The 25423-nt window shown below is 68.5% G+C and carries 30 protein-coding genes; 13 read left to right on the forward strand and 17 right to left on the reverse strand.

All coding sequences use genetic code 11. The features are described from left to right. Window positions 1-42 precede the first annotated feature (42 nt). Window positions 43-375, reverse strand: a complete 333-nt coding sequence (locus H570_RS19180) for a LysR substrate-binding domain-containing protein (RefSeq protein ID WP_027079236.1) — start codon at window positions 373-375, stop codon at window positions 43-45. Between the two features lie 336 nt (window positions 376-711). Between H570_RS19180 and H570_RS0101715 the strand changes: the two genes are divergently transcribed. Further along, window positions 712-975: a hypothetical protein gene (locus H570_RS0101715; protein ID WP_027079237.1), complete on the forward strand. Its 264-nt coding sequence runs from the start codon at window positions 712-714 to the stop codon at window positions 973-975. Window positions 976-1316: 341 nt separating this feature from the next. Here H570_RS0101715 and hemE read toward each other — a convergent pair whose 3' ends face one another. From hemE to H570_RS0101740, 4 genes are all read right to left on the reverse strand, one after another. Continuing rightward, window positions 1317-2387, reverse strand: coding sequence for a uroporphyrinogen decarboxylase (gene hemE / locus H570_RS0101725; protein ID WP_027079238.1), 1071 nt, complete (start codon window positions 2385-2387; stop codon window positions 1317-1319). A 98-nt stretch (window positions 2388-2485) separates the two neighbouring features. Then, window positions 2486-2746, reverse strand: a complete 261-nt coding sequence (locus tag H570_RS0101730) for a WGR domain-containing protein (RefSeq protein ID WP_027079239.1) — start codon at window positions 2744-2746, stop codon at window positions 2486-2488. Window positions 2747-2953: 207 nt separating this feature from the next. After that, complete coding sequence (gene aroB, locus H570_RS0101735; protein WP_036134637.1) at window positions 2954-4042, reverse strand: 3-dehydroquinate synthase; 1089 nt, start codon at window positions 4040-4042, stop codon at window positions 2954-2956. Beyond that, entirely contained in the window at window positions 4039-4599 is a 561-nt protein-coding gene (locus tag H570_RS0101740) for a shikimate kinase (RefSeq protein WP_027079241.1), read from the reverse strand. The genes aroB and H570_RS0101740 overlap by 4 nt, the downstream gene beginning before the upstream one ends. A 93-nt stretch (window positions 4600-4692) precedes the next feature. Here H570_RS0101740 and H570_RS0101745 point away from each other — a divergent pair, with 93 nt between their 5' ends. After that, complete coding sequence (locus tag H570_RS0101745; RefSeq protein ID WP_027079242.1) at window positions 4693-4896, forward strand: dodecin family protein; 204 nt, start codon at window positions 4693-4695, stop codon at window positions 4894-4896. Between the two features lie 130 nt (window positions 4897-5026). Here H570_RS0101745 and H570_RS0101750 read toward each other — a convergent pair whose 3' ends face one another. After that, entirely contained in the window at window positions 5027-5836 is an 810-nt protein-coding gene (locus H570_RS0101750) for a kinase (protein WP_027079243.1), read from the reverse strand. A gap of 17 nt (window positions 5837-5853) precedes the next feature. Between H570_RS0101750 and pdxH the strand changes: the two genes are divergently transcribed. The 3 genes from pdxH to H570_RS0101765 all read left to right on the forward strand — a co-directional run bounded on the left by pdxH (window position 5854) and on the right by H570_RS0101765 (window position 7890). Then, a complete protein-coding gene (gene pdxH, locus H570_RS0101755; protein WP_027079244.1) occupies window positions 5854-6462 on the forward strand; it encodes a pyridoxamine 5'-phosphate oxidase in 609 nt (202 codons plus the stop codon). 68 nt (window positions 6463-6530) lie between these two features. Then, window positions 6531-7355 (forward strand): cobalamin-binding protein, encoded by an 825-nt coding sequence (locus H570_RS0101760; RefSeq protein WP_027079245.1) that lies wholly within the window; start codon window positions 6531-6533, stop codon window positions 7353-7355. A 139-nt stretch (window positions 7356-7494) separates the two neighbouring features. Beyond that, a complete protein-coding gene (locus H570_RS0101765) occupies window positions 7495-7890 on the forward strand; it encodes a DoxX family protein (RefSeq protein ID WP_027079246.1) in 396 nt (131 codons plus the stop codon). An 87-nt stretch (window positions 7891-7977) separates the two neighbouring features. Here H570_RS0101765 and H570_RS15960 read toward each other — a convergent pair whose 3' ends face one another. The 3 genes from H570_RS15960 to H570_RS0101780 form a co-directional block, all read right to left on the reverse strand. Continuing rightward, window positions 7978-8469 carry a DUF4426 domain-containing protein gene (locus H570_RS15960; RefSeq protein ID WP_084499616.1) on the reverse strand — a complete coding sequence of 164 codons (492 nt, stop codon included), beginning with the start codon at window positions 8467-8469 and terminating at the stop codon, window positions 7978-7980. After that, a complete protein-coding gene (gene proC, locus H570_RS0101775; RefSeq protein ID WP_027079247.1) occupies window positions 8462-9334 on the reverse strand; it encodes a pyrroline-5-carboxylate reductase in 873 nt (290 codons plus the stop codon). Before proC ends, H570_RS15960 begins: the two co-directional genes overlap by 8 nt. A gap of 132 nt (window positions 9335-9466) precedes the next feature. Then, window positions 9467-10186 carry a YggS family pyridoxal phosphate-dependent enzyme gene (locus H570_RS0101780; RefSeq protein WP_027079248.1) on the reverse strand — a complete coding sequence of 240 codons (720 nt, stop codon included), beginning with the start codon at window positions 10184-10186 and terminating at the stop codon, window positions 9467-9469. A gap of 100 nt (window positions 10187-10286) precedes the next feature. On the opposite strand from H570_RS0101780, the gene H570_RS0101785 reads away from it, so the two are divergent. The 4 genes from H570_RS0101785 to H570_RS19055 all read left to right on the forward strand — a co-directional run bounded on the left by H570_RS0101785 (window position 10287) and on the right by H570_RS19055 (window position 13690). Continuing rightward, entirely contained in the window at window positions 10287-11312 is a 1026-nt protein-coding gene (locus tag H570_RS0101785; protein ID WP_027079249.1) for a type IV pilus twitching motility protein PilT, read from the forward strand. A gap of 136 nt (window positions 11313-11448) precedes the next feature. Next, entirely contained in the window at window positions 11449-12579 is a 1131-nt protein-coding gene (locus H570_RS0101790; RefSeq protein WP_027079250.1) for a PilT/PilU family type 4a pilus ATPase, read from the forward strand. 127 nt (window positions 12580-12706) lie between these two features. Then, window positions 12707-13333 carry a superoxide dismutase gene (locus H570_RS0101795; protein WP_027079251.1) on the forward strand — a complete coding sequence of 209 codons (627 nt, stop codon included), beginning with the start codon at window positions 12707-12709 and terminating at the stop codon, window positions 13331-13333. A gap of 42 nt (window positions 13334-13375) precedes the next feature. Continuing rightward, window positions 13376-13690, forward strand: a complete 315-nt coding sequence (locus H570_RS19055; RefSeq protein WP_169447714.1) for a hypothetical protein — start codon at window positions 13376-13378, stop codon at window positions 13688-13690. A gap of 472 nt (window positions 13691-14162) precedes the next feature. Here the strand turns inward: H570_RS19055 and H570_RS0101800 are convergent, their stop codons facing one another. Continuing rightward, on the reverse strand, window positions 14163-14714 hold the full coding sequence (locus H570_RS0101800; protein WP_027079252.1) for a DNA-3-methyladenine glycosylase I: 552 nt from the start codon (window positions 14712-14714) through the stop codon (window positions 14163-14165). 72 nt (window positions 14715-14786) lie between these two features. On the opposite strand from H570_RS0101800, the gene H570_RS0101805 reads away from it, so the two are divergent. The 4 genes from H570_RS0101805 to H570_RS0101820 all read left to right on the forward strand — a co-directional run bounded on the left by H570_RS0101805 (window position 14787) and on the right by H570_RS0101820 (window position 17391). Beyond that, window positions 14787-15278, forward strand: a complete 492-nt coding sequence (locus H570_RS0101805) for an FKBP-type peptidyl-prolyl cis-trans isomerase (RefSeq protein WP_211219059.1) — start codon at window positions 14787-14789, stop codon at window positions 15276-15278. Between the two features lie 38 nt (window positions 15279-15316). Continuing rightward, window positions 15317-15883 (forward strand): YqgE/AlgH family protein, encoded by a 567-nt coding sequence (locus H570_RS0101810; protein ID WP_027079254.1) that lies wholly within the window; start codon window positions 15317-15319, stop codon window positions 15881-15883. After that, on the forward strand, window positions 15880-16341 hold the full coding sequence (gene ruvX / locus H570_RS0101815; protein ID WP_027079255.1) for a Holliday junction resolvase RuvX: 462 nt from the start codon (window positions 15880-15882) through the stop codon (window positions 16339-16341). Before H570_RS0101810 ends, ruvX begins: the two co-directional genes overlap by 4 nt. Window positions 16342-16437: 96 nt before the next feature. Beyond that, window positions 16438-17391 carry an aspartate carbamoyltransferase catalytic subunit gene (locus tag H570_RS0101820; RefSeq protein ID WP_027079256.1) on the forward strand — a complete coding sequence of 318 codons (954 nt, stop codon included), beginning with the start codon at window positions 16438-16440 and terminating at the stop codon, window positions 17389-17391. A 61-nt stretch (window positions 17392-17452) separates the two neighbouring features. On the opposite strand, the gene H570_RS0101825 is transcribed toward H570_RS0101820, so the two are convergent. The 7 genes from H570_RS0101825 to H570_RS0101855 form a co-directional block, all read right to left on the reverse strand. Next, window positions 17453-17920: a hypothetical protein gene (locus tag H570_RS0101825; RefSeq protein ID WP_027079257.1), complete on the reverse strand. Its 468-nt coding sequence runs from the start codon at window positions 17918-17920 to the stop codon at window positions 17453-17455. Window positions 17921-18053: 133 nt separating this feature from the next. After that, window positions 18054-19415, reverse strand: a complete 1362-nt coding sequence (mgtE, locus tag H570_RS0101830) for a magnesium transporter (RefSeq protein ID WP_027079258.1) — start codon at window positions 19413-19415, stop codon at window positions 18054-18056. 172 nt (window positions 19416-19587) lie between these two features. After that, window positions 19588-21312, reverse strand: coding sequence for a phosphoenolpyruvate--protein phosphotransferase (gene ptsP / locus H570_RS0101835; protein ID WP_027079259.1), 1725 nt, complete (start codon window positions 21310-21312; stop codon window positions 19588-19590). Then, complete coding sequence (locus H570_RS0101840) at window positions 21312-21581, reverse strand: HPr family phosphocarrier protein (RefSeq protein WP_027079260.1); 270 nt, start codon at window positions 21579-21581, stop codon at window positions 21312-21314. Before H570_RS0101840 ends, ptsP begins: the two co-directional genes overlap by 1 nt. Before the next feature lie 96 nt (window positions 21582-21677). Next, entirely contained in the window at window positions 21678-22070 is a 393-nt protein-coding gene (locus tag H570_RS0101845; protein WP_027079261.1) for a PTS sugar transporter subunit IIA, read from the reverse strand. A gap of 152 nt (window positions 22071-22222) precedes the next feature. After that, window positions 22223-23098: a right-handed parallel beta-helix repeat-containing protein gene (locus tag H570_RS0101850; protein WP_169447720.1), complete on the reverse strand. Its 876-nt coding sequence runs from the start codon at window positions 23096-23098 to the stop codon at window positions 22223-22225. Window positions 23099-23415: 317 nt separating this feature from the next. Beyond that, entirely contained in the window at window positions 23416-25371 is a 1956-nt protein-coding gene (locus H570_RS0101855; RefSeq protein ID WP_027079263.1) for a S1 family peptidase, read from the reverse strand. Between the last annotated feature and the right edge of the window lie 52 nt (window positions 25372-25423).

Below are 25423 nucleotides of genomic sequence, written 5' to 3' on the forward strand. Positions count from 1 at the left end.
GTGCTTGCGGAGGCGGAAGAAACCCGGATCACGGTGCGCCGACTAGCGCGGCGCGCTGGCGCCGCGTGCCGGCGGCTCCAGGTGCGGCGCGATCAGCGCCTGGAACCAGTCGACGAAAGCGGTCAGACGCTGCGAGCGCTGGCGCCGGTGCGGGTAGAGCATCGACACCGCCATCGGCGCGGCGCGCGCCTGCGCCAGCACTTCGACCAGTTCGCCGCGGTCGATCATCGGCTGCACGTCGTAGCGCGGGACCTGGATGATCCCCAGCCCGGCGCGGCAGCAGGCGATATAGCTTTCGGCGTTGTCGACGACGACCCGCGCGGGCAGCGCCGCGGTACGTAATGCGCCGTCCGCGTCCAGGTGCTCCCAGGGCATCGCGCGGCCGCTGCCGGACGCCGCGTAGCCACCAGCCAGTGTCCGTCCGCGAGGTCGCGGGCGATCAGGCCGCCGAGGTTCTTGGCGCCGCCGGCGATGAGCGCCACCTTGCCCTGGATCGAATGGTCGGCCATGCGGAATCTCCCGTGGAGGGGAGTTCATTCTATGAAGCGGGGTGCCCGCGATTGGCCGGCGCCGGCTGGATGGATTGTCCGGAAACTCCGAACAATGCCGGCGCGCGCGTGGGAAGCGTTCATGTTCGCGCGCGGGAATTGACGTTGTCGTTCCCCGGCCGCCGCTAGGGTGGGCGCCATCCGATCGTTCCGGAGGTGCGCGATGCCCGACCATGCCAAGACCGAACTGGACCACGTGCAGGACACGCTGGCGCAGCTCAAGGAGATGCGCCACTACTCCGCCAACAACGTGGAAACGCTGACCGCGCAGTGGCTGCTGTTCGACGGCGAACTGTCGAAGCTGGGCAGGACCGCGAAGATCGACGACCTGATGGTCCGCCAGGGCGAGCTGCACGAGGCGCTTGAGGGCGTGATTGCCGATTTCGAGGAGTTGGCGACGGAGCTGCAGCCGGCGCCGGAGGCGTAGGTCGGGGTTACATCCCCGACGCTTTTGATCTTCGGGTTCGCGGCTCGCGGTTCACGGTTTGCGGTTCGCCGGGCGTCGGGGGCGTAGCCCCGACCTACGGGGAAGCGCTTGTCTGGGGGCGAGCTGCACGAGGCGCTCGAGGGCGTGATCGCCGATTTCGAGGAGCTGGCGACGGAGCTGCAGCCGGCGCCGGAGGCGTAGGTCGGGGTTACATCCGCGACGCTTTTGATCTTCGGATCGCGGCTCGCGGTTCGCGGTTCGTCACGCACGTATCCCGGACCTGCGGGTGGCTTCGGGTTCGCAGGGCCGGGGCCGGGGCCCCGGCCTGCGTGGTGCGTGCGTCAGCGCGCGCTGTAGGCATGCACTTCGTCGACCAGTGCGGCGACGTGGTCGGGATTCATGTCCGGCGACATGCCGTGGCCGAGGTTGAAGACGTGGCCGTCGCGCGAGCCGTTGTTGCCGTCGCGGTAGCTGTCGAGCGCGCGGCGCACCTCGGTGCGGATCGCGTCGGGCGAGCCGTACAGCGTGGCCGGGTCGAGGTTGCCCTGGAGTGCGACCTTGCCGCCGGTGCGGCGCGCCGCTTCGCCCAGTTCAACCAGCCAGTCGACGCCGACGCCCTCGGCGCCGCTGTCGGCCAGTGTTTCGAGGTGGGTGGCGTTGCCTTTGCCGAACAGGATCAGCGGCGTGCGTTCGCTGCCTTCGCCGCGCGGGAGTTCGCGCGCGATGCGGGTGAGGTAGGGCAGCGAGAACTCGCGGTACATCGCCGGCGACAGCACGCCGCCCCAGGTGTCGAACACCTGCAGCGCCTGCGCGCCGGCCGCGCGCTGCGCGGACAGGTAGGCGATCACGGCGTCGGTGTTGACCGACAGCAGCGCATGCAGCGCCTTCGGATCGTTGTGCGCCATTGCCTTGATGCGCGCGTAGTCCTTGCTGCCGCCGCCTTCGACCATGTAGCAGGCCAGCGTCCACGGGCTGCCGGAGAAGCCGATCAGCGGCACCTTGCCGTCCAGCTCGCGGCGGATCACGCGCACCGCGTCCATCACGTAGCGCAGCTCGGTTTCCATGTCCGGCACCGCGAGCTTCGCGATCGCCGCGGCGTCGCGCACCGGATGGCGGAACTTCGGGCCTTCGCCTTCGACGAAGTAAAGCTCCAGCCCCATCGCGTCGGGGATGGTGAGGATGTCCGAGAACAGGATCGCGGCGTCGAGCGGGAAGCGCGCCAGCGGCTGCAGGGTGACTTCGCAGGCGATCTCGGGGTTCTTCGCCATCGCCAGGAAACTTCCGGCGCGCTTGCGGGTTTCGCGGTACTCGGGCAGGTAGCGGCCGGCCTGGCGCATCAGCCAGACGGGCGTGTGGTCCACGGGTTCGCGGCGCAGGGCGCGGAGGAATCGGTCGTTCTTCAGTGGGGTGATGGCCAAGCGGAATCTCCGGACAAGTCAGGATGGCGTCGGGGTGACACCCCCGACGCCGGGACCCCGGCAGTCGCGAGCGTCGGGGGTGTCACCTCGGTCTACGGGTTTTTGGGGGCGTCCGAGCCCTGCGCGAACGTCAGCTGGAAGCCGCGCTTGAGTTGCTGGTCCCGCGCGTGCTCCAGCGCGGCGACCGCGCTGGCCTGGTCGAGGAACTGTTCGCGGCGAACGGTGCTGCGGCCGCCCATCTGTCCTGTTTCGCGCACCAGTTCCCAGCCGCCGAGCAGGTCCGGCTGCAGCATCAGCTGCACGAAACGCGGCGCGTCGTGGCTGTCGGGGCGTTGTTGCAGGAACAGGCGCATGGGCCGGGCATTGTACGGCGCGGGCGGGGCGAGCGGCCGGGTCGGCATCTGGAACCGACTGTTGTGGGAGCGGCTTCAGCGGCGAATTTCGGACGGCGGCAATCCGCGGGGGTGTCCGTAGGAGCGGCGGCAGCCGCGAGCTCTTGCTTTTACGCCGCAACGCAAGAGCTCGCGGCTGCCGCCGCTCCTACGAAAGCATGTTGCTTTTCATGCGTTGCGCAGGATTCCCAGCACTGCATCTTCGGGCACATCCGGCACCACGCGGGCGCGGCCCAGGCCCTCCCACAGCACGAAACGCAGGCCGCTGGCCTGGGCCTTCTTGTCCAGGCGCATGCGGGCAAGCAGCGCGTCGGGGTCCAGGCCGGCGGGCAGTGCGGTCGGCAGGCCGAAGCGCTGCAGCAGGGCCCGCAGGATCATCGTGTCGGTATCGGTGGCCAGCCCCAGCGCAGCCGAAAGCCGAGCCGCCAGCACCATGCCGATGGCGACCGCTTCGCCATGGTTGAGCGCGCCGTAGTCCTGCGCGGCCTCGATGGCGTGGCCGAAGGTGTGGCCGAAATTGAGCAGCGCGCGTTCGCCGTGTTCGAACGGGTCGCGTTCGACGATCGCGGCCTTGTGCGCGCAGCTGCGGGCGATGGCCTCGCAGAGCACCTCCGCATCGCCGCCGAGCAGCGCTTCGGAGTGCCCGGCCAGCCAGTCGAGGAACGCGGCGTCGACGATCGCGCCGTACTTCGCCACTTCGGCCAGGCCGGCGCGCAGTTCGCGAGCAGGCAGGGTGCGCAGCGTGGTGGCGTCGGCCAGCACCGCGCGCGGCGGGTGGAAGGCGCCGACTAGGTTCTTGCCCTGCGGCAGGTCGACCGCGGTCTTGCCGCCGACCGAGGAGTCGACCATCGCCAGCAGAGTGGTCGGCAGCTGCACGCAGTCGATGCCGCGCATCCAGCACGCGGCGGCGAAGCCGGCCAGGTCACCGACCACGCCGCCGCCCAGCGCGTAGACGCATGCGTCGCGGGTGGCGCCGAGCGCGGCCAGTGCGTCGATGGTGTCGCCGAAGCGCGTCAGGGTTTTTTCCTGTTCGCCCGCCGGCATCACGCAAGTGGCGATGTGCGCGTCCGGGCGCGCGGCGCGCAGGGCGTCGACGACGCGCCGTGCGTACAGCGGGGCGACGTTGGCGTCGCTGGCGACCAGCGCGTGGCGGCCGCGCAGCGGCTGTGCGAGCAGCGTGCCGTCGCGAAGCAGGTCGGCGCCGATGGTGATGCGGTAGGGCTGCGCGCCGCCGACGTCGACCGTGCGCACGCTCATGGGCAGCTGCCGCCGGCGGCGGTGGACGCGGGGACGTGCCACTGCGCATCGAGCAGGCGCCCGAGCTTCGCCGCGGTCTCGGCGGCACTCATCGACGCGGTGTCGAAGCGCAGGTCGGCGACGTCGGCGTAGAGCGGGTCGCGGATGTCGGCGAGCCGACGCAGCACGGCTTCGCGGTCGTCGCCGGCCAGCAGCGGACGGCTGCGGTCGCGCGCCAGCCGCGCGAGCTGCTGCGGGATGTCGACGTGCAGGTGCACGACGAAGCCGCGCTGGTGCAGCAGCTGACGGGTGCGCGGGTCGAGGACGGCGCCGCCGCCAGTGGCGATCACCGCGCCCTCGTTGGCCAGCAGCGCGGCCAGGACGACCCGTTCGCGCGCGCGGAACGCGGCTTCGCCGGCGCATTCGAAGATGGTGGCGATGCTGGCGCCGGCCTGCGCCTCGATCTCGCGGTCGGCATCGAAGAACGCCAGCCCGAACCGCTCGGCCAGGCGCCGGCCGATCGACGACTTGCCCGAGCCCATCGGGCCGACGAGGACGAGGTTGGGTGCCGGATCCATGGCCGGATGCTAGCACCGCGTCGCGCGGCCTTGACGCGGCGCGGACTAGCCTGCGCGTTCCGGCGGCGCCGCCGCCCCGACAGGAGAAACGCAATGGCAGTCGCCAAGGTCATCGAAGTCAACGCATCGTCGACCACCAGTGTCGAGGACGCCGTCCGGCACGGCCTGAAGAAGACCGCGGAAACGGTCAAGGGCATCAAGGGCGTGTGGGTGAACGAGATCAAGGCCGTCACCAACGACAGCGGCGACATCACCGAATGGCGGGTCAACCTGCGCATCACGTTCGTGGTGGCGTAGTCCCGGATGCATCGCGACACCGTCGTGGGCGGTGTCGCATCCGCCGGCTTGGCGGGGATGGGCCCGCAGGAGCGCCCCATGGGCGCGATGGCGCCCCCCGGTGAAGCCCGATCGCGCCCATGGGGCGCTCCTACGGGGGGGTGCGATCGGCGTCGAGCCGCACGGTGCGGTCGGCAATGCCGGGCAGCGTGCGCATGGCCCGGCGACTGGTGCGTTCGAAGAACTGCACGAAGCGTTCGACCTGTTCGCGGGTCATCGCCTTGCGCCGGGGATGCCTGGCCTGCAGCGCCTGCTCCTGCTGCCAGCGCCAGCGCGGCACGATGTCGAAACCCGGCCCCTGCAGGAACAGCAGGCGGTCGATGCGCCGCCACAGCGCGGGATAGTCGCGCGCCAGCGCATCGTTGCACCAGCGGCGCCAGCGGCCGTCGGGGTCTTCGTTGCGTTCGAGGTCGTTGACCGGCTCGTCCAGCGCCGCGTCCCGTTCCGCGGGCGTGCCGAGGAACCAGCCTTCGAACAGCACCAGGTCGACCGCGCCGGCACGCGGCCAGGCCGGTTCCGGCAGGCGACGGTCGCCGAGCTTGTCGAAGCGCGGCAGCACCGTTGGTTCGCCGGCGCGCAATGCATCCAGCGTGCGGCAGGCCAGCCCGACGTCGTGCGTGCCCGGCGGCCCGCGGGTGGCGAGCAGCGGGTGCACGTCGCGTGCCAGCGCGGCGCGCACGTCGTGGTCGAGGTAGACGTCGTCCACCGACAGCACCGCGACCGCGAGGCCGCGATCGGAAGCCAGTGCCGCCACCTGCGCGGCGAGGGTGGATTTGCCGGTGCCCTGCAGGCCGGTCATGCCATACGTGCGTGCGCCGTGGGCCAGTGCGTCGTCGAGGCAGCGGGCGACGAAGTCGGCTGGAAAGCCCGGTTCGGCGGCGGCGTGCGTACCCGTGGACATCGGGCCACAATAGCCCAATGAACGCCACAGACCCGCTGCTCGCCGAAGCCCTCGCCACGTTCGACCAGCTGTTCGACGAAGCCCTGGTGGCCGGCGAGCCCGACCGCACCGCGATGGTCGTCGCCACCGCATCGCACACTGCCCGTCCCTCGGCGCGCACGGTGCTGCTCAAGGCGCACGACGAGCACGGCTTCGTGTTCTACACCCACCTCGACGGGCGCAAGGGCCGCGAGCTTCAGGCCAACCACCGCGCCGCGCTGCTGTTCCACTGGCCGCGCGTGCGCAGCGGCGTGCAGGTGCGCATCGAGGGCATGGTCGAGCAGGTGCCGGACGTGGAAGCCGACGCCTACTTCGCCACGCGCCCGCGCGGCAGCCAGGTCGGCGCGTGGGTGTCGAAGCAGTCGGAGACGCTGGAATCGCGCGAGGCCTTCGAGCAGGCGCTGGCCGCGGCCGAGGCCGAATTCGAAGGCCGCGAAGTGCCGCGCCCGCCGCGCTGGACCGGCCTGCGCGTGCGCCCGCGTTCGATCGAGTTCTGGTACGCCGGCGATTCCCGCCTCCACGAGCGCTGGCTGTACGAGGGCGACCCGGTGGCGGGGGGCTGGACCAAGCGGATGCTGTATCCGTGAGCAGCCGGGATTCGGAATTGGGGATTGGGGATTCGGAAGAGCGGAATCGCAGGTTCTCCGAATCCCCGATCCCCAATCCCCAATCCCGGCTTTGCGGCCCACGGCGCATCGTCTGCCTGACCGAGGAGCCGACCGAGGTGCTGTACGCGCTCGGCGAGCAGGACCGGATCGTCGGCATCAGCGGCTTCACCGTGCGGCCGCCGCGGGCGCGCCGGGAGAAGCCCAAGGTCAGCGCGTTCACCAGCGCGAAGATCGACGAGATCCTCAAGCTCGAACCGGACTTCGTGGTCGGCTTCTCCGACATCCAGGCCGACATCGCCGCCGAACTCGTGCGCCGCGGCGTCGAGGTGTGGATCAGCAACCATCGCAGCGTCGCCGGGATCATCGATTACGTGCGCCGGCTTGGCGCGCTGGTGGGCGCCGGCGGGCGCGCGGATGCCTGGGCCGACGAATTGCAGCGAGGCCTGGACGACATCGCCGCCGAAGCCGCGCGCCTGCCGCGACGGCCGCGCGTGTACTTCGAGGAATGGGACGAGCCGCCGATCACCGGCATCCGCTGGGTCGCCGAACTGGTGCGCATCGCCGGCGGCGACGACGTGTTCCCGGAACTGGCCGCTGAATCGCTGGCGAAGCAGCGCATCCTCGCCGACCCGCTGGAAGTGGCGCGGCGCGCGCCGGACATCATCCTCGGCTCCTGGTGCGGCAAGAAATTCCGCCCGGAGAAGGTGGCCGCGCGTCCGGGCTGGGACGCGATCCCCGCGGTGCGCGACGGCGAGCTGCACGAGATCAAGTCGCCGATCATCCTGCAGCCCGGCCCGGCGGCGCTGACCGACGGCGTGGGCGAGATCGCGCGGATCATCCGCGACTGGTCGCAGAAGGCAAGGCTGCCGTAGGAGCGCCCCATGGGCGCGACAAGGCGTTGCCACGAAGCTCGCGCCCATGGGGCGCTCCTACGATGGAGCCGGTCGCGCAGCAACACACAAGCTCCCCCCGCCCTGCGATGATGCGCGTCCAACCAACGGGGACACGGCGATGAACCAGGCGGCAATGCAGGACTTCGGCAAGCTGGTGCTGCGTATCGCGCTGGGCGCATTGATCCTGCTGCACGGCATCTCGAAGCTGAAAAACGGGCTCGGCCCGATCGAGGGCATGGTGCTGGCCCGGGGACTGCCGGGCTTCCTCGCCTACGGCGTCCTGGCCGGCGAGGTGCTGGCGCCGCTGATGCTGCTGTTCGGCGCGTATGCGCGGATCGGCGCGGTGATCGTCGCCATCAACATGCTGTTCGCGATCGCGCTGGTGCACATGGGCCAGCTCGGCCAGCTCAACGACCAGGGCGGCTGGGCGCTGGAGCTGCAGGGCATGTTCCTGTTCACCGCGCTGGCGATCGCGCTGTTCGGGCCGGGGCGCTACGCGATCAACCAGCGCTAGGGCCGCAACCGGACTCGCAGGAGCGCCCCATGGGCGCGATGTTTTCCGCAGCGAACGTCATGAGGCCATCGCGCCCATGGGGCGCTCCTACGGACGATCCGGGAAGAAGTCCCGGTTGAAGTGCAGTTCCATCGCCGGACCGCCCTCGACGGTGATGTCGATGTCGAAGCGCAGCGTGTCCGGCGCGATCACGCTGGCGGTGCCGACGTAGTCGATGAACTCGCCGCTGCGCACCTCGCGCATCGCCGGCTGCTGGCGCTTGCCGAGCAGGTCGGTGGCCACGGCGGCCACGCGTGCGGGCAGGGCGGTTTCGTTGCCGTTGCCGTCGTCGCGGCGCACGCCGACCAGCAGCATGATCGTACGGTTGCTGCGCTCGATGCCGTACTGGCGGGCGACCGCCTCGCCGAGGCTCGCGGTGGGGACGGCGTTGACGCGCACGATGACGTCGCCGATCCGCGCGCTGGCCTCGAGCTGCGCCTGCGCGTGGTTGCCGGCGGGGCCGGGTGCGCCGCTGCCGCAGCCGGCAAGCCCCAGGCCGACCAGCAGCGCCATCGCGGCGCGGCGCGCTGCGTCAGTCATTGGCTGCCGACAGCTGCCGGCCCCGCTCGGCGGCGTTGCCGATGGCCTCGTCCACCAGCGCGCGCAGGCCGCCGCGTTCGAAGGTCTCGATCGCGGCCTGGGTGGTGCCGCCGGGCGAGGTGACGCGGCGACGCAGCTCGGCCGGCGGTTCCTCCGATTCGGTGAGCATGCGCGCGGCGCCGAGCACGGTCTGCAGCACCAGGGTGCGGGCGGTGTCGTCGGGCAGGCCCTGGCGGCGGGCCGCGTCCTCCATCGCTTCGGCCAGCAGGAAGACATACGCCGGTCCGCTGCCGGACACGGCGGTGACCGCGTCCATCTTCGCTTCGTCGTCGATCCACACCGTCTTGCCGGCGCTCGACAGCAATGCTTCGGCCTGCGCGCGGCCCGGGCCATCGACTGCGGGCGTCGCGTACAGGCCGGTGACGCCGGCGCCGAGCATGGCCGGGGTGTTGGGCATGCATCGCACGATGGCCGTTGCCGCATCGTCTCCGCCGAGCCAGCGCGCGATCTGCGCCGAGGTGATGCCGGCGGCGATTGAGATCACCAGCGGCCGCTGCGCCCGCGCCTGCGGCGCCAGCGCTTCGCACACCTGGCGCAGGACTTGCGGCTTGACCGCCAGGACCCACGCGCCGGCGCCGTCCACGGCCTCGGTGCCGGTCGCGAACGCGGCGACGCCGAAGTCGGCCGCCAGCGCCTCGCGTGCGGCCTCGACCGGTTCGGCGACACGGATCGAGTCGCCCTGCACGCCGCGCGTCACCAGCCCGCCGATCAGGCTGCGGGCCATGTTGCCGCCGCCGATGAAGGCGATGCGGTCCGAGGAACCGGGCTTCGGATTTCGGGATTCGGGATTCGGGGAAGCAGCCATCGGCGATCAAAGCATTGCGGGTGGAACGCCGATGGTAGGACATCGCCGCGCGCGGCATGGCTGCCGGCATTGCGCGGGCGCCGGGCAGGCCGGCCGTTCTGCCAATCCCCAATCCCCAATCCCCAATCCCGGCTACTTGCCCCTGGCCCCGAACAGCGCCGTCCCCACGCGCACCATCGTCGCGCCCTCGGCGACTGCCAGTTCGATGTCGTCGCTCATGCCCATCGACAACGTATCGACCTGCGGATACTGCCCGGCCAGCGCATCGAACAGTGCCTTCATCCGGGCGAAAGCGTCGCGTCGACGGCCGGGGTCCGGGTGCGGGGCGGGAATCGCCATCAGTCCGCGCAGCAGCAGCCGCGGCTGCGCGGCGACGGCGGCGGCAAGCGCAGGCACCTCTTCCGGCGCGCAGCCGTGCTTGCTGGACTCGTCGTCGATGTTGACCTGCACCAGCACGTTCAGCGGCGGCAGCCCGGCGGGGCGGTGGCGGGCTAGCGCGGCAACCAGCTTGTCGCGATCGACGGTCTGCACCCAGTCGAACGCGGCCGCGGCCTCGCGGGCCTTGTTCGACTGCAGGTGGCCGATCAGGTGCCATTCCAGCGTTTCCGAAGCCAGCGCGGACTGCTTTGCGAGCGCTTCCTGGACGTAGTTCTCGCCGAACGCCGGGGCGCATGCAAGGCCGGCTGCGGAGGCGCCTGGCGGGATCGATGCGCGCAGGGCGGACGCCATTTCCGCGACGGCCGTCGCAGGTTGGGTCTTGGAAACCGCGAGCAGGCGCGGCAGCGGGCGCCCGGCGTCGCGCGCGGCTGCGGCGAGGCGTTCGAGGACGGCGTTCAGGGCTTGCGCGTACATGCGGTTCCGGCGGGGACGGACTGGATTTCTGGCGCGGGTCCGGGGCTATACTGCCGCGCAGGGGTTGTTCATTTCCAGTCGCAGTGCCAGGGGAGCATGCATGGATATCGCCGAACTTTTGGCGTTCTCGGTCAAGAACAAGGCATCGGACCTGCATCTGTCGGCAGGGCTGCCGCCGATGATCCGCGTCGATGGCGACGTGCGCCGCATCAACATCCCGGCGCTCGACCACAAGCAGGTGCACGCGCTGGTGTACGACATCATGTCGGACAAGCAGCGCCGCGACTACGAGGAGTTCCTCGAGGTCGACTTCTCGTTCGAGATCGCCGGGCTGGCGCGCTTCCGCGTCAACGCGTTCAACCAGAACCGCGGCGCGGGCGCGGTGTTCCGCACCATTCCGTCCGAGGTGCTCACGCTCGAGGACCTGGCCACGCCGCGGATCTTCAAGGAGCTGATCGACCAGCCGCAGGGCCTGATCCTGGTCACCGGCCCGACCGGCTCGGGCAAGTCGACGACGCTCGCGGCGATGGTCGACCACGTCAACAAAAACGAGTATGGGCACATCCTCACCATCGAGGACCCGATCGAGTTCGTGCACACCGCGCAGAAGTGCCTGATCAATCAGCGCGAGGTGCACCGCGACACCCACGGCTTCAACGAGGCGCTGCGCGAGGACCCGGACTACATCCTGGTCGGCGAGCTGCGCGACCTGGAAACCATCCGCCTGGCGCTGACCGCCGCGGAAACCGGTCACCTGGTGTTCGGCACCCTGCATACCTCGAGCGCGGCCAAGACCATCGACCGCATCATCGACGTGTTTCCCGCCGGCGAGAAGCCGATGGTGCGCTCGATGCTGTCCGAAAGCTTGCGCGCGGTGATCTCGCAGGCGCTGCTGAAGAAGGTCGGCGGCGGCCGCACCGCGGCGTGGGAGATCATGGTGGGCATCCCCGCCATCCGCAACCTGATCCGCGAGGACAAGGTCGCGCAGATGTATTCGTCGATCCAGACCGGCCAGCAGCACGGCATGATGACACTCGACCAGCACCTGCAGGACCTGGTCAAGCGCGGCCTGGTCACGCGCGCGCAGGCGAAGGATTACGCGAAGGACAAGCGTCTTTTCGAGTAGGCGGGATCAGGGGTTGGGGATTCGGGATTCGTAAAAGCCGGGAAGGGCGCAGGGACAGGATTCGACGATGGCGCGGGCGCGCTTCTCCGAATCCCCAATCCCCGATCCCCGATCCCCGGCTCCGCAGGAGCCAAACATGAGCAGCATCGATTTCACCTCGTTCCTCAAGCTGATGGCGCACCAGAAGGCGTCGGACCTGTTCATCACCGCCGGCATGCCGCCGTCGATGAAGGTCAACGGCAAGATCTCGCCGATCACCCAGAACCCGCTGACGCCGCAGCAGGCGCGCGAGCTGGTGCTCAACGTGATGTCGCCGCCGCAGCGCGAGGAGTTCGAGCGCACCCACGAGTGCAACTTCGCCATCGGCGTGTCCGGCGTCGGTCGCTTCCGCGTCTCTTGCTTCTACCAGCGCAACCAGGTGGGCATGGTGCTGCGCCGGATCGAGACCAAGATCCCGACGATCGAGGAGCTCAACCTGCCGGCGATCATCAAGACCCTGGCGATGACCAAGCGCGGCATCATCATCTTCGTCGGCGCCACCGGCACCGGCAAGTCGACGTCGCTGGCGTCGATGATCGGCTACCGCAACCAGAATTCGACCGGCCACATCATCACCATCGAGGATCCGATCGAATTCGTGCACAAGCACGAGGGCTGCATCATCACCCAGCGCGAGGTCGGCATCGACACCGACAGCTGGGACGCGGCGCTGAAGAACACCCTGCGCCAGGCGCCGGACGTGATCATGATCGGCGAAGTGCGCACCCGCGAGGGCATGGACCATGCCATCGCCTTCGCCGAAACCGGCCACCTGGTGCTGTGCACGCTGCACGCCAACAACGCCAACCAGGCGATGGACCGCATCATCAACTTCTTCCCCGAGGACCGGCGCGGCCAGCTGCTGATGGACCTGTCGCTCAACCTCAAGGGCGTGGTGGCGCAGCAGCTGATCCCGACACCGGACGGCAAGAGCCGGCGCGTGGCGATGGAGATCATGCTCGGCACGCCGCTGGTGCAGGACTACATCCGCGACGGCGAGATCCACAAGCTCAAGGAAGTCATGAAGGAGTCGACGAACCTCGGCATGAAGACCTTCGACCAGAGCCTGTTCGAACTCTACCAGGCCGGCGAGATCAGCTACGAGGATGCTTTGCGCTACGCCGACTCGGCCAACGAGGTACGCCTGCGCATCAAGCTTGCCCAGGGCGGTGACGCACGCACGCTGTCGCAGGGGCTGGACGGGGTGGAGGTCGCGGAGGCGAACTGAGCTGCCGGACTGAAACACATCGTTGTGGCGAAACCGGGAAAAGGGCGCAAACGCGCCCTTTTCTTTTCGCCTTCTTTACTCCATCCATAGGACAATACCGGTTCAGCTTTCCAGACAGGAGATCGACGTGGCCCACACCCTCCCCGCATTGCCCTACGCCTACGACGCGCTCGAGCCGCACATCGACGCGCAGACGATGGAGATCCACCACTCCAAGCACCACCAGGCCTACATCAACAACCTCGACAAGGCGCTGGAAGGCAGCGACTTGGCCGACAAGCCCGCCGAGGAGCTGATCCGCGACCTCGACGCGCTGCCCGAGAAGATCCGCGGCGCCGTGCGCAACAACGGTGGCGGCCACGCCAACCACTCCCTGTTCTGGACCGTGATGTCGCCCAAGGGCGGCGGCCAGCCGGTCGGCGATGTCGCCAGCCACATCGACAGCGACCTGGGCGGCTTCGACAAGTTCAAGGAAGCTTTCACCCAGGCGGCGCTGACCCGTTTTGGCAGCGGCTGGGCATGGCTCAGCGTCGACAAGTCCGGCAAGCTCTCGGTCGAGAGCAGCGCCAACCAGGACAGCCCGCTGATGAAGGGCATTGGTTCGGGCAACACCCCGATCCTGGGCCTGGACGTGTGGGAGCACGCCTATTACCTGAAATACCAGAACCGCCGCCCGGACTACATCGGCGCGTTCTACAACGTGGTCGACTGGAACGAGGTCGAGCGTCGTTACCAGGAAGCCGTCAAGGGCTGAGCCTGGCGCAGCCCCGCGTGTTAGCGGCAGCCGCATGATGTTTTGGAGGAGGCCTGGCAATGCCGGGCCTCTTTCGTTCTGGAGCATCCGGAGTCCGGCGGCTGCGGAACGGCGCAGCATTTGCCGTTGCCTTGCCTTGCCGTTGCTTTTGCCGTTGCTTTTGCCCTTGCTTTTGCCCTTGCTTTTGCCCTTGCTTTTGCCCTTGCTTTCGCCCTTGCTTTCGCCCTTGCTTTCGCCTTTGTTTTCGCCGTTGCCGTTGCCGTCGCCCTGTCAGTGAATCAACGGCGTCATCCGGCAGACCCGGAGGGCGCCGCACAGGACGTGCGGCGTTTTTCTATGAGGCAGGATGCCGATTAGAAAAATCCCTGCGCAACGCGACGCTGCTGCGGGAGGTGTGTACGGGGAAAGCGCTTTCTTTGGTTCGTTTCTTTGACGCTTATCAAAGAAATGAACTCGGCCGCGGAGCGGACGAAACGCTCTTGATCTTCGGCTTCCGGTGCAATTCCGGCCGAAGAAATAAGAGGCGAAGATCAATGGCGAAAGTCAGAAGCTTCCGCCTTCGGCGGCTTCATTTCTTTTGATAAGCGTCAAAGAAACGGAAGCAAAGAAAAACGCTTCCCCGCACAGAGCTCACCAGGTGATTCATTGACGCGGGGATTTTTCTAATCGGCTTCCTGCCTCATAGAAAAATGGCGCACATCCATGTGCGCCGCCCTCCGGGTCTGCGGATTCTCGGCGCTGCTTCATTCGTGGAGAACGTGAAAGCCAGCCAAAGCCAAAGCCAAGGCCAAGGCCAAGGCCGAGGCCAAGGCTAAAGCGATGCGATCGATCAGACGCCAAGTGCCTTGCGCGCCGCCGCGATCCGCCTGAGCGCCGGACACCCGGCCCTGTGGGCGCCCGGCAGGTAGCCCAGGCTCATCAGGAATTCGCCGGTGATCTCGCCCCCGGTGAACCTGAAGGTGCGCTTGAACAGCTTCACCCACGACGCCTTGTCGCGCGGGCGGCTGCTTTCGCTTGCGTGGGCGTCGAGCCACTGCGCGAAGCCGCCATGCGTGTCGCGCAGGCCGCGGATTACCCCGGCGTTGTGGATTGCCGCGTCCACCTTCAGCCGGTTGCGGATGATGCGGGCGTCGGCCAGCAGGCGCGCGCGGTCCGCCTCGCCGTAGTCGGCGACGGTGTCCACGTCGAAGCCGTCGTACGCGAGGCGGAACCCCTCGCGCTTGCGCAGGATCGTTTCCCAGCTCAGGCCGGCCTGGTTGATCTCCAGCAGCAGGCGCTCGAACAGCACGGGTTCATCGCGCTGCGGGAAGCCGTATTCGTGGTCGTGGTACGGCCCGTGCAGCGGATGTCCCGGCGCGATGTCGCAGTAGCAGCTGCCCATGCCGGACAGTCTAGCGAACCGCGGCGCCTGCGGCCGGCCCGGGGTTGCAACCGGATTCATCGCTGCGCGACCATGCCGGCAATCCCTCGCAACGACAGGTCCACCATGGAAATCGCCGACCGCCGCGTCGCCACCATCCACTTCACCCTGCTCGACCAGCAGGGCGGGCAGGTCACCACCACCCACGGCCACGATCCTCTGGTCTACGTGCACGGCACCGGCGGCATCGTGCGGGGACTGGAAGAAGCGCTGGCGGGCAAGAAGACCGGCGACCAGTTCGAGGTGGAAATCGCGCCCGAGCAGGGCTTCGGCAAGCGCCACGACGGGCTGGTGCAGACCCTGCCGCGCAGCATGCTCGGCGCCGGCGACGCGCCACGGGTCGGGGCGCGACTGAAGGCGCAGACCGCGCGCGGCCCGCTCGACGTGGTGGTGACCGCGGTCGACGGCGACACGATCACGGTCGACGGCAACCATCCGCTGGCCGGATCCCCTTTCCGGGCCCGGGTCGAGGTCATCGACGTGCGCCTGGCCACGCCCGACGAGATCCAGTTCGGCATCGCCTGAGCGGCGACGCGCCGCGGCCTGCCCGGTAGAATGCGCCCATGCCTGCCCAGTCCACATCGCTGGTCAACCAGCTGCTGATCGCGCTGCCGTCGCTTGCCGATCCCAATTTCGCGCGGTCGGTGGCGCTGATCTGCCAGCATGACGAGGACGGCGCGATGGGCGTGGTGGTGAACCGGCCGTCGGAGTACACCCTCGGCGACGTGTTCGAGCAGATGGGGATCAAGACCGGCGATGCCGCGCTGAGCGGGCAACCGGTGCTCGCCGGTGGCCCGGTGCATCCCGAACGCGGTTTCGTCCTGCACGATGGCGCGCGCGAGTGGGATTCCAGCCTGGCGATCAGCGAGGGCCTGTTCGTCACCACCTCGCGCGACGTGCTCGAGGCGATTGCCCGCGGCGAGGGGCCGGGACGGGCGACCGTCGCGCTCGGCTGCGCGGGCTGGGGTGCCGGGCAGCTGGAGTACGAGTTGACCGAGAACAGCTGGCTGACGGCACCGTCCGACGCCGACCTGCTGTTCGCCACGCCGCTGGAAGCGCGCTGGGAGGCCGCTGCCGGACGCATCGGCGTCGACATGGCACGGATGACCGATTACAGCGGCCACGCATGAACACCGCGGCGATCAAGCCCGATGGCACCGTGCTCGGCTTCGACGTCGGCGCTCGCCGGATCGGCGTTGCGGTCGGGAGCGCCTTCGGCCACGGTGCCCGGGCCCTGGCGGTGATCGACGTGCACGCGGACAACATCGACTGGCCCACCATCGATCGCCTGTTCAAGGAATGGCGTCCGGATGGGCTGGTGGTCGGTGATCCGATGACGCTCGACGGCGGCGACCAGCCGATCCGCCAGCGCGCGCACGCCTTCGCGCGGGAACTGCAGGCGCGCTACCAGCTGCCGGTGGTGCTGATGGACGAACGCTCCAGTTCGGTCGAGGCAGCACAGCGTTTTGCGCTCGACCGTTCCGAAGGCCGGCGCCGGCGCCGCGATGCCGCGGCACTGGATGCGGTGGCGGCGGCGGTGATCGTCGAACGCTGGTTTGCCGCGCCTGGCGATGCCACGCACCTGTAGGAGCGCCCCATGGGCGCGAAGGCGCTCCTGCGGGGCATCGCGCCCACAGGGCGTTCCCGTGGACAACCGAAACGGTTTTATGCACCTGGGCCCCAGATGACACCGCAACTCGACGCCAACGGCCGCCTGCGCCACCTGCTCACCCTCGAAGGCCTGTCGCGCGATCACCTCGTCGCGCTGCTCGACCGTGCGCAGGCTTTCGTCGACGGTGAAGCGGGCCGGTCGCTGGCCGGCACCGCGGTCTGCACGCTGTTCTTCGAACCCTCCACGCGCACGCGGCTGAGCTTCCAGCGCGCCGCGCAGCGGCTCGGCGCGGACGTCCTCAACTTCGACGCGTCCACGTCGTCCACCACCAAGGGCGAGACCGCGCTCGACACGCTGAAGAACATCGAGGCGATGGGCGTGCGCGGGTTCGTGGTGCGACATTCCGAGGACGGCGGTGTCGCCGCGCTGGCGGCGCAGGCGCAGCCGGAAACCGCACTGGTCAATGCCGGCGACGGCCGCAGCGCGCACCCCACCCAGGGCCTGCTCGACATGCTCACCCTGCGCCAGGCCAAGGGCGCGGATTTCTCCGGGCTCAAGGTGCTGGTCGTCGGCGACATCCGCCACTCGCGCGTCGCACGCTCGGACCTGCAGGCGCTGCGCACGCTTGGCGTCGGGCAGCTCCGCGCCTGCGGGCCGCAATCACTGCTGCCTGATGACACCACGCTCGCCGGCTGCGAAGTTGTGCAGGACTTCGACGAGGCGCTCGAAGGCGTCGACGCGGTGATGATGCTGCGCCTGCAGCGCGAACGCATGGCGCAGGGACTGGTGTCGTCGCTGGACGACTACCACCGCGGTTACGGCCTGACGGCAGCGAGGCTCAGGCGTGCGGCGCCCGATGCAGTGGTGATGCATCCGGGGCCGATGAACCGCGGGGTCGAGATCGATGGTGACGTGGCCGATGGCCCGCAGTCGCTGGTGCTGCGTCAGGTCGCCAACGGCGTCGCGGCGCGGATGGCAGTGCTGGAGGCGCTGCTGGCGCCGGCGGCAGGCCCGCAGTATGGGTAGGGCGTAGCGAAACCCATCCTGTGCGGCGATGCTGCGATGGGTGATGCCGGGAGTTGCGAGCCTAGTGCATGAAATGCTCGCGCACGAAGGCGATCGCTTCGGGTTTGTCGACGCAGGATTGGCAGAACGTGCCGCGGCCGTTGACCGGGCCTTCGTACTTCCACTCGAAGGTCTTGCTGTACTTGCCGCCGCGGTCGCTGACCTGCAGGGCGTCGCCTTGGGGCACCACGTCAAGCACGAGTCCGTTCGGAAAACGCACGGCAAAACCTCCGCCGTCGGCGCTCGTGCCGAGGTTCCGCAGCCGTACGCGCTTGTGGTCGGCGCCGTATTCGTAATCGATGCTCCGTCCGCGCGGACCGCTCCGGAACGACAGGCTTTCGAAGCCGGGCGAACTGTCGTCGTGGCCCGGAATGGCGAACTGGGCGACCCTGGCGTCCTGCTGCTCGCGGTCGGCGCCGTCCGCGCCATGCGCAATGCCCATGATTGCAAGCAGGCCGGCCGCCATGCAGGCGGCAAGATTGATCTTCATCCGTGTCCTCCTTTCCCGGAAGCCGGGTCCGGGAAATCTAGGGCAGCGATGATGAACCCTGGTTTCACGCACGCTGCCCGCGCGACACGATCTCGGCCAGCCTGCTCGACGCTGCACGGCGATCGCAGCAGGATCAGCGCAGCAGGATCAGCGTTGCGAGGCCGAGGAAACTCAGGAAGCCCATCACGTCCGTGATGGTGGTCAGGATCACGCCGCCCGCCAGCGCCGGATCGAAGCCCATGCGCTTGAGGGCAAGCGGCACCAGCACGCCGCCGAGCGCGGCCGAACTGAGGTTGATCGTCAGCGCCGAGGCAATCACCAGCGACAGCGGGATATCGCGGTACCAGATCCATACGATCAGGCCCAGGCCGGTGCCCAGGGTCAGTCCGTTCATCAGCGCCACCCGCACTTCCTTCCACAACAGGGTGCGCGAGTTGGAACTGCCGATCTGGCCGAGCGCCAGGCCGCGGATCATCAGCGTCAGCACCTGGGTGCCGGCATTGCCGCCCATGCCGGCGACGATCGGCATCAGTACCGCCAGCGCGACGATCTGCTGGATCGTGCCCTCGAAGCGGCCGACCACGCTGGCGGCGAGGAACGCGGTGCACAGGTTCACGCCCAGCCACACGACGCGGCGCCGGAACGCGCGCTGCACCGGGCTGAACATGTCCTCGTCCTCGTCCAGGCCGGCGGCGGACAGCGCCTGGTGTTCGGCCTGGTCGCGGATGATGTCGACCACGTCGTCGATGGTGATGCGGCCGAGCAGGATGTTGCCGTCGTCGACCACAGGCGCGCTGATCCAGTCGTGGTCGGAGAACTGGCGCGCGACTTCCTCGGCGGATTCCTGCACGTCGATCGCCGGCTGCTCGTCGTCGATCAGCTGGTTGATCGGGGTGTTGGCCTCGTGCGTGAGCAGCACCTGCAGCGCGATGCGGCCGAGGTACTGGTGGCGACGGCTGACCACGTACAGATGGTCGGTGTGCTCGGGCAGTTCGCCGCGCAGGCGCAGGTAGCGCAGCACCACGTCGACGGTGGTGTCGGCGCGCACCGTCACCACGTCCGGGTTCATCAGGCGGCCGGCGGTGTCCTCCTGATAGGACAGCACCTGCTCGAGGCGCTCGCGGTTCTCGCGATCCATCGACTTGAGGACTTCGTCGATGACCGTGTCGGGCAGGTCCTCGACCAGGTCGGCGAGGTCGTCGATGTCGAGGTCCTCGACCGCGGCCACGATCTCGTCGGGATCCATGTCGGCGAGCAGGCTCTCGCGCACCTCGTCGCCGACGTGGACCAGCACCTCGCCGTCGTCTTCAGGATCGACCAGGCCCCAGACCACCTGGCGCTTGGCCGGCGGCAGCGATTCGAGCAGGTTGCCGATCTCGGCCGGCGCGAGGGTGTTGACCAGCCGCCGTACCGGCCCGAGGCGACCGCTGTCGAGTGCGTCCGAAAGCAGACGCAGCTGGCGCGCGGTCTTGTCGTGGCGGACGGGTTCGGCCATGCGGGACTTCCGTGGCTGCGTCGCGGCACGCGTGCGCGCGACAGGGATCAAGCGTTCATGCGCGCATTATCGCTTGTCGCCATACATCTGCCCACCCTGCGGGAGCCCGGCTGGAGCGTCGCATTGGGCGAACTGGTTTCCCGGTGAAGCATTTCGCGCCCATGGGGCGCTCCTACGACGCCATTGGCGTGTTCGCCTGCAGCCACTTTTCGATCGCGGCGCGGTCGCGCGCGCGCAGCAGCGCCGGCGCGCGCGCGCGCAGGGTGCCCAGGTCGCAGGCGCGGATCGCGTGGCGCAGTTCCAGCAGCGTGCCGGGGTGCAGGCTGAACTCCTCCAGCCCCAACGCCAGCAGCAGCGGCGCGAAGCGGGCGTCGCCGGCCATCTCGCCGCACACGGCCACCGGCCTGGCACGGCGCCGTGCAATGCGGATCACGCTTTCGAGCAGGCGCAGCAGCGCCGGGTGCAGCGGTGTATACAGTTCGCCGAGGGCTTCGTTGTTGCGGTCGGCCGCCAGCAGGTACTGGACCAGGTCGTTGGTGCCGACCGACAGGAAATCCACCGCGTCGATGAAGCCGGGCAGCGAGATCGCCGCTGCCGGTACCTCGATCATCGCCCCGAGCGGAATGTGCTCGGCGATCTCGTGGCCCTGGCTTGCGAGGTCGTGGCGCACGCGCTTGAGCAGGGCGGCCACGGCAACGATCTCGTCGCGGCTGCTGACCATTGGCACCAGCACGCGGATCGGCCCGTAGCCCGATGCGCGAACGATCGCGCGCATCTGCGTCTCGAAGATGCCCGAGCGCGCCAGCGACAGGCGCACGCCGCGCAGGCCGAGCGCGGGGTTGGGTTCGTCGCTCAACGCCAGGCCGGTGCGGTCGGCCTTGTCGGCGCCGATATCGAGGGTGCGGATGGTCACCGTGCGCCCGGTCATGCCCAGGGCGACATCGCGATAGGCGCGGAACTGCGCTTCCTCGTCCGGCAGTTCCTCGCCCATGAACAGGAACTCGGTGCGGTACAGGCCGATGCCGGCAGCGCCCAGCGCGTGCGCTTCGGCGACGTCCTCGCGCGATTCGGCGTTGGCGTAGACGCGGATGTCGATGCCGTCGAGCGTGCGCGATGGTTCGCGTCGCAGCCGGTGCAGCTGCTTGCGTTCACGTTTCTCGCCGCGAACGCGGGTGCGGTGCTCGCGCAGGTCTGCTGCGCTGGGCTCGATGACCACCAGGCCGCTGCTGCCATCGACCGCCAGGACGTCGCCGTCGTTCGCCTGCTGCAGTGCCTGGGCCGCACCCACCACCAGCGGCAGGTGCAGGCTGCGCGCGAGGATCGCGCTGTGCGAAAGCGCGCTGCCACCGGTGGTAACGATCGCGACCACGCCCTGCGACTGAAGCTGCGCCAGCTCCGATGGCGCCACGTTGTCGGTCACCAGGATCTCGCCGGCCACGCCGCGCACCTCCGCGTTGCGCTTGTGCAGGGCGGCGTGCAGGCGGCCGATGACATGGTCGATGTCGTCGATGCGATTGCGGAAGTAGGCGTCGTCCATGCCCGCGAACAGCCCCGCGAGCCGGTCGCGCTGCAGGCGCAGCGCGTAGTTGGCGCCGTACAGGCCCTTGCGGATCAGGTCCTCGATGCCGTGCAACAGCTCGGGATCGTCGAGCAGCAGCGTGTGCATGTCGATGAACTCGCCGACTTCGTGCGCGAGCGCGCCGTGCAGGCGGTCGCGCAGGGCCAGCATCTCCGAACGCACGGTGGCCACGGCCGCGTGCAGGCGCGCCAGCTCGGCATCGACCGCCGCGGCATCGATCCGGTCTTCGGCAACGTCCAGGACGTGCGGCAGGCGCAGGCGTGCCCGGCCCAGCGCGTTGCCCCTGGATGCGCCATGACCGGACAGCACCTGGCGCATCAGCTCTCCTCGTCGAATCGTCGCTCGAACAGCGCGCAGACGGCGTCGGCCGCGGCCGCTTCGTCCTCGCCCTCGACCCGCAGCACCACCAGCGTGCCGTGCCCGGCAGCCAGCAGCATCACCCCCATGATGCTCTTGGCGTTGACCTCGCGGCCCTTGGCGGTGAGCGTGGCGTTGCAGCGATACGGCGCCAGCGCCTGCACCAGTTTCGCGGTGGCGCGGGCGTGCAGGCCAAGCTTGTTGCCGACCAGGAGTTCGCGTTCGATCATCGGGCAGTCTCTGCTCGCGCGCTGCGGCAACGGGCGAGCGTGGGGAAGGGCAGGGGAACGCATGCCGCGCGGCTCCACCTCAACGGTCGCTGCGGCTCATGCATCGTCGATCACCACGCCGTTGCGGGCGCCGGCGGTGGCCACCGCCGGCAGTTCGTCGAGTGGAAGCTCGGGGTAGTTCAGCACCCGCAGCAACATCGGCAGGTTCAGCGCCGCCACCCGCCGCACCGGCGTGCCCAGGTGGGCGAGTTTCGCCGCCAGGTTGCTGGGCGTGGCGCCGTACAGGTCGGTGAGCACCAGCACGCCGTCGCCCGAGTCCACCTTGCGCAGCGCCGCGCTGGCCTGCGGCAGCAGCACGTCGGGATCGCCGTCGAACGGCACCTCGAACGCCGCGACCTTCAGCGGCAGGTTGCGCAGCAGCGACGACGCCACCGCAACCAGTGCGCTGCCGATGCCGGTGTGGGTGACGAGGAGAATGCCGACGGCCATGCCGTCAACTTAACAGACGCGGGCGCCGCGCCGGAAGCGCGGCGGAATCGGGGCGCCGGGGCAGGTTGCTCCCGGCGCGCCGGCGTCCGGCTTGCCCCGGAGCTGTTCGTGAAGTCCGGGGCGGCGGCAAGCCGCCGCCCCCCCGTTGCGGCTCAGTGGCTGGTGTTGCCACCGTCGTTGTAGCAGCCTGAATCGATGCCTGTCGAGAATCCCCAGGTGATGTTGTCCTTCGCGCTGCCGTTCGAAGCATTGCATCGGATCCCGATGCCGTTCGCGTTGGTTACCGCCACACGGTTGCCAGTGATGAATGCCTTCAAGCCGTTCGAGGTATAGATGCCATAAGAGCCTCCAGTCCCGTTGGCTACCAGATTACGAGCGATGTTGCGGGAGACGCTGGAACCAACGCCGGAAGTAATCTGGAAACCGTAGACGCTCACGTTGGTACCGTTGGAGGCGATCACGTTCTGGACGATGTTGTCCTCTACGGTCGTGCTGCCGGATGTGTATATGGCGCTGACCTCCGTGATGGCGGCAGGGCCGGCACCGGTATCGTTGACCTGGTTGCGTTGGATCAGTGTGCCGTTGCCGGATACGGAAATGCCCCGGTAAGTGTTCTGGTCGAGACGGTTGTCCTGGACCACGGCTGCATCGGCTGAACCCAAGTTAATGCCCGTCCGAAATCCGCGGATGCTGCAGTTGCGGATTGTGGCGTTGAGCTTGTAAGACGCGTATATGCCAGAAGTATTCGTGTTGACGCCGGCGCCGAGCCCACCGATCTTGAAGTCGTTGCAGTCGATGGTGACGTTGTTGGTGGCAATGGTGATCGCCGCGCCGCTGGTAATCGAGGTGGAGACATTGTTGCGCAGGCACCACGTGCCCTGCGTGCTGATCGTCGTCGGGATGGAATCGATGAAGCCGGTGCAGGTATGAAACGTTTCAACCGCATGCGCTGGCGTGGAGATGGCAAGCTGGGCCGGCAGGGCTGCCATGGCCAGCAAGATAGCTGTAAATGGCGAAGCAAGTCTCATTGATGTTCTCCAGAAGTGGATGGCGTGTCCTTCGGGGCCTTTTCGGCCAAGACTTCCGCGGATTCGGTCAAGACCCCTCACGGAGGGAACGCACATGGCCAGGAATTGCGGCCAACATCATTCGGCTGCTGGTTTCGCGCGATGCGAATCGCGTCCAACGTCATCGACGCGGGGTGCGAGCGTGGTGCAATGCGGGTGGTGCGCGAGGCGTCGACACAGGTGCGTCGCTCAGCCTGGTTCGCGTGGTGGTCGCCGGCTGCGATGGCAGTGCCAGGCAGTTGCCCGGCGCGGTTTTGACGCCGGGGTGCTGGTCGGCCTCAGTACTCCAGGATCCTGACGCCCTTGACCAGCAGGTCGAGCTTGGCCTTCATCGCTTCGGCGTCCTGCTTGCCTTCCTCGACGTAGTGCACCGAGTACAGGACGTCGGGCTTGTCCGCGGCTGCGGGCCCGACCACGTCGGTGATCCTGCTGCGGTCGTCGCTGTCGCGTGCGGTGGCGTTGTAGGGATGGCGGCGGTTGAGGATCCTGTCCCATTGGTTCCTGTCGTCGTCGTCCATCGACGCCGCAGGCGCCTGGCTGCGCACCGCCATGATGTAGTTGCGGTCGTCGTTCCTGGCCGACAGCCACAGCTCCGCCACGTCCCAGGTCACCTTCCCGCCGTCGCGGAAGAAGGCGAAGCCCAGCGTCAGCGTGCTGTCGGCCTGGATCAGCTGCACCTCGGGCGTGATCGAAAGCTCCATCCGCTTCGAGGCGTAGCTGAAACGCTTGCCGTACTCGAAATCGATGCGCAGGTCTTTCATCGCGGCCGGATGCAGCGGCGCGTGCTTCAGGTAGTCGCGCCACTGCGCCAGCGTGCCGTCGTAGTTGACGTAGATGAAGTCGGCCAGGGCCTTGGCGTTGATCAGCTGGTCGTGGTCCTGGATCGAGTTGGCGTAGCGTGCCAGCCCCACGTAGCCATTGGGGACCGGCAGCGCCAGCATCACCAGCCGGGTGTTGGCATACGGGATCGGCCATACCCAGACCTGCCAGCGGCGGCCCCAGGCATCCACGTGCGCCTCGTCCAGGGTCGGCTTGCCCAGCGAGGTCACGGTGATGTTCTCGCTGCCGATGGTGCGCTTGATGAACGCCGACTTGAGCAGCAGGTCCATGGGCACGGCAGGATCGGAATAGAGCTTGTCGGCGGGCACGTCGTCGGGCCGGCGCAGGTGGAACAGCATGCTCTTGCCGAACGATCCGGGTGTCAGGTAGCCGTTTGCCGACAGGCGCAGGTCGCTGTCCTCCTTGCCCGACAGCACCCAGCCGCCATTGCTGTTGCGCGCGATCACCTTGGGGAAGTCGCCCATGTCGGCGATCTCGTGCAGCAGCCTGGTCGAGCCTTCTCCGTTCGGGAACAGCCGTTCACGCTGCTGCGCGAGCAACGCGGCCAGCTGCGTGTCGAAGTGGGCGTTGGTGCGCTTGCTGAAGGTCTTGAAGAACGCATCCAACGGCAGCGGCAGTGCAAAGCGCTCCTTGAGGGTGTCGGTGAGCGTGCTGTCGAAGACGTCGAACTGGTAGGAACTGCGCACGTCGATGTCGGCCTGGCCATCGGGCGCGTCCATCACCAGCCCGATGGGAAGGGCGTAGTTGAGGTTCTCGTTGGGCGATTTCGCGAGCACCACGCCAATGACCTTGCCGTCCTGGTCCACCAGCGGGCCGCCGCTGTTGCCGGGCGAGGCCGCCGCGGAGAAGCGCATCCATTTCCAGCGCCCGTCCTGCTGTTCGGGCGTATCCGAGGTGTACAGACCGTCGCGCAGCACCACGCCGGTGCCATACGCGTTGCCGACGGAGAACACCGTTTGCCCGGCCGCGGCCACGGTGTTGATCTCCAGCGGCATGGCGCTTGGCTGCTCGGCCAGGGTGAACACCACGAAATCCTGCTGCAGCGAGAATTTCTGCACGTCGGCGATCCCATACACGCGGCCGCCGTTGTCGCGCAGCGCCGGCGGCCCCCACAGGCTGTTCACGCCGATCATCAGCACGTGCGCCGCGGTCACGTAGCGCCCGTTGCCGATGGCGAATGCCGTGCCGATGGAGTGGTACTTGTCGTTGCGTTCCTGGAAGGGCAGCAGGTCGAGCGGAAGCGGCTTTTCGTAGCTCAGCGGATCGTCAGTGGGCTTGGCCGCCACCACCTCGAAGGTCGCGGCCTGGATCGCCGGCAGTTGCTCGGGCGGCAGGCTGGCCGCAAGGGATGTACCGGAGACCGCGATGCAGGCGGTGCAGGCAAGACGCTTCAACCACCCCGTCCACCCGGACGGGCCCCTCGAAATGCGATACGACATGGAGCTC

It is taken from the genome of Luteimonas mephitis DSM 12574 (genome assembly GCF_000422305.1).
Classification (GTDB): domain Bacteria; phylum Pseudomonadota; class Gammaproteobacteria; order Xanthomonadales; family Xanthomonadaceae; genus Luteimonas; species Luteimonas mephitis.